This window comes from Agriterribacter sp. (assembly GCF_035444585.1).
In the GTDB taxonomy this organism is placed as follows: Bacteria; Bacteroidota; Bacteroidia; order Chitinophagales; family Chitinophagaceae; genus Agriterribacter.
Map to the genome: position 1 here is coordinate 1 of NZ_DAOMOZ010000314.1, position 3,961 is coordinate 3,961.

The following is a 3,961-nucleotide window of genomic DNA, read 5'->3' on the forward strand; positions in this document are numbered from 1 at the left end:
TGGGGCCCCACCCTGCTTCATACCATCCTACCGATCCGTCTTCAAAACGGATCTGCAACTGCCCGTAGTTATAATTGCCCGCAGGAATTTCTTCGGTTAGCCTTGCTCCTATAGCATATACCTGCATCGGTTTTGAGCGGGTCATCTGGCACATTACATCAATATAATGCACGCCACAGTCAACAATAGGGCTCAGCGATTTCATCAGGTTGCGGTGCAGGGTCCACATTTTACCGCTGCTCTGCTGGTTCAGGTTCATCCGTATGGCCAAAGGCTTGCCCAGTTTGTGTGCTTCTTTAATGAACCGCTCCCACGACGGGTGATGCCGCAGGATATAACCCACCACTAATTTTTTATTATACCTGCGTGCTGCCTCGGCTACGCGTTCAGCGGCTGCAACCGAATCGGCTACCGGTTTTTCTACAAATACATGAGCGCCGCTTTCCATGGCCCTAATGGCAAATTTTTCGTGCGTATCCGGATAAGTTGATATACATACAGCATCCGGCTTGGTAGTTTCCAGCGCCTCGTCAAAATCATTGAACAAGGGATAATTCCCACCTAATTTTTCATTCAATATCTCTTTGGTGCTTCCTCCTGAAACCAGTCCGCAGATTTCAAAACCATCCAAATGATGATAAGCCGTTGCGTGCGAGCTTCCCATATTGCCGCAACCCACTACCAGTACGCGTATTTTTTTTGTGTTGTTAACCATAAATGAAATGATTTTTATTTTGTAAATATAGTTACCTCTGTTTTATTAATCCGGATAGCCTCAATTCATTAATTTTTTATGAACCCGGATGCAGTACAGCTATTAAGCCTGATTGCCTGCCGTCCGTTCAGGCAGGCATCGCACACTTTGGGTTCTGTTCACTATGGAATCCGTTTATCTTTACTCATTCACCAAAAAATGCACGATCCGGCAGGCATTTCCTTTAGAAGCCTTATTTTTTTGAGCAATGATCTCCACCGTCAATACATGTTTTCCCTGTGGCAAACCATCAGCCAGTACCAGGTACCAGGGCAAATGCAATCCCCCGCTCCACTGCGTATACAGATCAATGATTTTGGGAGGCTTTCCATCCACCGTATATTTTATCATCCCTGCATCCGGACCGGAAACAATAGCAATGCCTGCCGCAGTTCCCCTGAATGTAAAGTTAAAAGAAGCACCGGCTTCGCCTGATTCAAGTACGGGCACATGCACAAAGCCCTGCCGGGTCCCGGCTTTGTCAGCCGGCTGCCAGTTGCGGTTCAGCAAAAAGCCTTTTAGCACAGCAGCTTTATTTACGTTTACATATCTACCATTATCATAAGCTGCTTTATCCTGGATCGCCGGAAGTTTTACAGCAACCGGTCTTTCGTTTTTGTATGCCAGGTCCGTTTTTTTCAGCAATGTTTTAATGGCCTGGAAATAAATTTCCTGCCCGAAAGGCGAAGGGTGCAGGTCTTTAAAATCAGCCGCCCATGTAAATTCTTTGTTGGCGATGCGCTGCTGCACTTCCCCGGCAAGGTTAAGAAAACCGAGCCTGTAATACTTTGCCATCTCCTCATGTAAAGCCACTTCTGCAGGCACTCTCCCATTTTCGTAATCCCCGATCTTGTCTTCGTCCGCAAAAGCCATCAATACAATATTCATATAAGGATTGGCCGAAAGCGCATGCCTTATGATCCCTTCCATCGCTCTTTGCTGCTGTGCCGCCGGCGTTTTATTGGCCAAATCATTTACAGCAGCTTCCACGAACAGGAGATCAACCTTTCCTTTATTCAAAACATCTGCCTGCAAACGGAAAGCGTGCGGCACGCTTCCCAGCGAGGCAATGCCTGCATATATAAAACGAAATGTTGTTAGCGGGTAAGCTTCCTGCAGGTACCGGACTGTCTTATCCTTCCAGCCGGGATTTTGCGTGATGGAACCACCCAGGAAAGCAACCGTTAATTCTTTTTTTTCTTCAATCCCATATAAAGCATTGCTCATACTGCCATAGCTGTGCACGAATTTTTCACTGGAAAGTGTTTGCTTTAAGGGAATGGTATGCTCGAAAATAAAATCGGCATATTGCTCCGGGTCTTTAATGGTAAAATGATGCCCCACATCATTCACGCCTTCTGTCATATAATCCACGCGGATATTGCCGCCATACTTCTTATAATTTTTTTCGAGTATTGCCGTATTCTCAGCCAATGGCACTATGCTGTCCCGCTCACACACCACATGCACCACAGGCACTTTAAATGCGGCGAGGGTTTCAAGGTGATCAACCGGGTTATCCGGAAAATCCATCACTTCTTCTTCCGTAAAATGATATGCTTTGAACAATTTCTGCCAGTCGGTAAGGCTGCCCCTTCCCTTTCCCTTGCCGCCGGGCCAGCTTTTAATATCCAACACCGGCGCTTCGGCATAAATACAGCTCACCTTTCCGGGGTTACGTTTGGCCCATGCATACACATACAATCCGCCGCGGCTTACGCCTTCAAGCGCCGGTTTTTCTGCAAACCGCTTTTCATGTATAAGATAATCGTAAAATTTTTCCCAAACCTGCATGGCTTCGGCGCTGCCAAACATATCGCCACAATCAATATACGCAATATGAAAGCCGCGCGATAAAAGAATGCTGTCCATATCGGTATGCCAGTCGGGAAAATAAGCCCGCCACACCCACGGGTTGCCCGGCAAAGCCTGCTGCGGCGCTACGATGCGCGCCTGCCTGCCGCCAAAAACAAAGCTGTGCTTAATAAAGCCATGCCATGGGCTTTGTTGCGGGTACTGTTGTGCCAATACCGGGATGCAGCCGATAATATACAACAATAATATGCTTATAATGATCTTTCTCATATAGTGAATTGTGAGAGGTGAAACGTGAGAAGTGAGAGAAAAAACTTTTCATCGTTCCTTTCTCTTTTCTCATCTCACGTCTATCATTTCCCGTTCGCTACTGATAGCTAAGGGCTGATGGCTGACAGCTCACTTCGTCATAAACACCCATTCCACTTTATTATAATGAAAAAATTTATTCTTAGGCAACACTGCCGAGCCTTTCAAAATGCCTTTCCTGTCTTTTTTTACCGACAATAACGCCCTGGCATAAGCGCCGTTTTCATAGTCAAAGGTTTCACCGTCATCATCGTACAATTGCATGCTGCTTTCCGCATGGCCGTAATGCTTTACCGTTAAGGGCAGTATTTCATCCTTACGGGGTGTATGCAACAGCGGCGGGATCATGGGTATAATGCCGCCTTCTTTCACGAACAGCGGAATTTTTTCAAGTCCCGGGGTAATTTCAATAACACTGCCGTTACCAACCAGTTGCCCGGTATAAAAGTCGTACCAGTTGCCCCCGGGCAACACTACCTTCCTTGTCTTTTCACCGGCAAACATGGGCGCCACCAGTATATAATCACCCAGCATATACTGGTCTTTGATATCCTGCTTTATAGCCGTTTCGTAAGGGTTGCCGGATGAGCTCAGGCTACCCCTTTCTGCTTTTGCATTAAAAAAGAATCCTTCTTCGAGATTCATAGCTCTCACGGGCGGCTTTCCCTCAAAATGATATTGCGCGAATGCATTGTACAAGTAGGGCAGCAATTGCATGCGCAGCAGCATTACCGATTTTACTTCCTCCGCCACGTCAGCAAAAGTCCAGGGTTTGGTTCCGTCGGCCCATGCGTTGAGCATAGCCATGGGTGAAAAGCATACCGACTGCATACGCCGCAGCCATTCTTCGGATGTTTTGGAAGAACGGGCTTCGGGCGTCCACAGCACACCTATAAAACTGCTGTTGCATAAAGCGGTGATGAAGTCGCGGTGATTATAATAATCATTATAGATCACATAAGGTAAAGATGATGCGCCTGCATTGGAAGCCCGGGTTAACCCGTAAGTGCGTTGATTTTTTTCGCGGAACCACCGGCCGCTCATTTTCTGGAACTGCAACCCATATACCTGGCGCATTTGCTC

The 3,961-nt window shown here is 47.0% G+C and carries 3 protein-coding genes; all 3 read right to left on the reverse strand.

Features of this window, described 5'->3' with window-relative positions:
• A partial coding sequence (locus PLH26_RS20745) for a Gfo/Idh/MocA family protein (protein ID WP_324587931.1) occupies positions 1-715 on the reverse strand: 715 nt, incomplete at its 3' end.
• A 180-nt stretch (positions 716-895) separates the two neighbouring features.
• Positions 896-2,839 carry a GDSL-type esterase/lipase family protein gene (locus PLH26_RS20750; RefSeq protein WP_324587932.1) on the reverse strand — a complete coding sequence of 648 codons (1,944 nt, stop codon included), beginning with the start codon at positions 2,837-2,839 and terminating at the stop codon, positions 896-898.
• A gap of 129 nt (positions 2,840-2,968) precedes the next feature.
• Positions 2,969-3,961: glycoside hydrolase family 31 family protein (locus PLH26_RS20755; protein WP_324587933.1), on the reverse strand; the 993-nt coding region annotated here is incomplete at its 5' end.